The organism is Nocardiopsis sp. NPDC055879 (assembly GCF_053615935.1).
On the sequence record NZ_JBSHCT010000085.1, the window covers coordinates 1 to 1,534 of the forward strand.

Sequence of the window (1,534 nt, forward strand, 5' to 3'; positions counted from 1 at the left end):
GTCTCGAAGATGCGCATCATTGCGTCATAGACCCGCTGATGCTTCGGGGTGGCGGCATTATCGGGACCGTACGGCTGGGTGTACGCCTCCAGGGCGGCCTGGATGAGCTCGTTGTCGGCCCCCGGACCCCACATCCGCAACAGGAACCCGGACTCGAAAGTCGGGGAGAACTGCGCGCCCCGCTTCTCGAACGTTTCGTCATAGTCCCGGTCGGCCTTATCCGGGTCCAAGCGGGCCACGAACCATTTCGCCGCGTCCCGCAACTGGCGCACCGACACTTGCGGACGCTCGGCCTTGAAACCGATCAGCCCGAATTCCAACCGGGCCCGAAAACCCTCCACCGAAGGACGCTGGGCACGGAATTCCTCCTTTTTCGTGGAGGTCGCGATCGCGCACGCTTCACCCAACGACAGGGCGCTGGCCTGGAAGGCTTCTTCCACGAGCGGCAACTGCTGCTTGTACAACGCCCGGGCGAGGATGGCGAGATCGCGGGCCTCAGCCGGAGAGGTGCCCCACTGGTGAGTGATCCACGCCTGGATGCTGCGCTGGCCACCCTCTTCCAACAGGGCACCGGTGGCCTCCATCCGGGCCAGGGCGGGCAGCATCCCATAGCGGATCCGGTCTGTTTCCTGGTTGAGGCGGCCGAACTGGGCGAGCACATCGGCTTCGCACCCGAACGGGACATCCCGGCCGGAGAATTCCACCGCCAACTCCCGCGCACCCGCCATCGCCTGATCGACCGGGGTGTTCCCGGTCGGGCGTGGTGTGCTGGGAGGAAAACTCATACTCTGATTATATGCGAACACCCCCAAGAAGGGCAGACTTACTGGCTGGTATATTCAACCTATTTCCGAGTCGACGAATGCGCCTACCATAGATGGGGTGGCCATTCTGGGTTATCCACAACCCCTTTTTCCCGCGACTTTCCCACCGCCAGAGCCGGCTACCGCTGGGACGCGACTCGCCCTGAGCCTCACCTGTAGCGGGCCCTTCGTTACCTCACCCGTCACGTAGTGGCGGCGCGGCCCACGAGGACACCAGGCGGAAGGGAAGGGATCCGGCCGTCTGCGGCCGGAGTGGGCCGCAGGCCCACAGGGCCCTTGGGACCTCAACCACTCTCCCCCCTTCCCCGATAGCCGCCAAACCGCCGCCCGTGCCGTACGGGTCAAGGCCACCAGCCCCGCTGATGAGTAACTCAACATCGCCTTGACGCGTGCGGTGCGGGCGGCAACAATCACGCGGCGGGGAAGGAGGGAGAACCACCCGAGCAACGCCCAACAACCCCCAGAGCCAGAAACCTGAGGCGCCCCACCAACCACCCGAGCACCCCCACCAACCCCAAGAACCAAAAACCTGAGGCACCCCACACCCCACCCCCACCACACCCACCCACCCCGAGCAGCACAAAGCCGGCGAAACCAGCGGCTCCCCCAAGATCAATGGGATCACGTGGGCGGAACGGTTCACCACCCCGAACTCTCCCGCCTGTGGATAACTCAGGGGAGAACCAGCACCCAATACCGGGCTCCGCTGC

Annotated in this window: 1 pseudogene; it reads right to left on the bottom strand. The window is 64.9% G+C overall.

Annotated features, from left to right (window positions below):
• Positions 1 to 785 (bottom strand): annotated as a pseudogene (locus tag ACWGKS_RS29900) (HNH endonuclease); the annotation flags it as partial.
• Positions 786 to 1,534 lie beyond the last annotated feature (749 nt).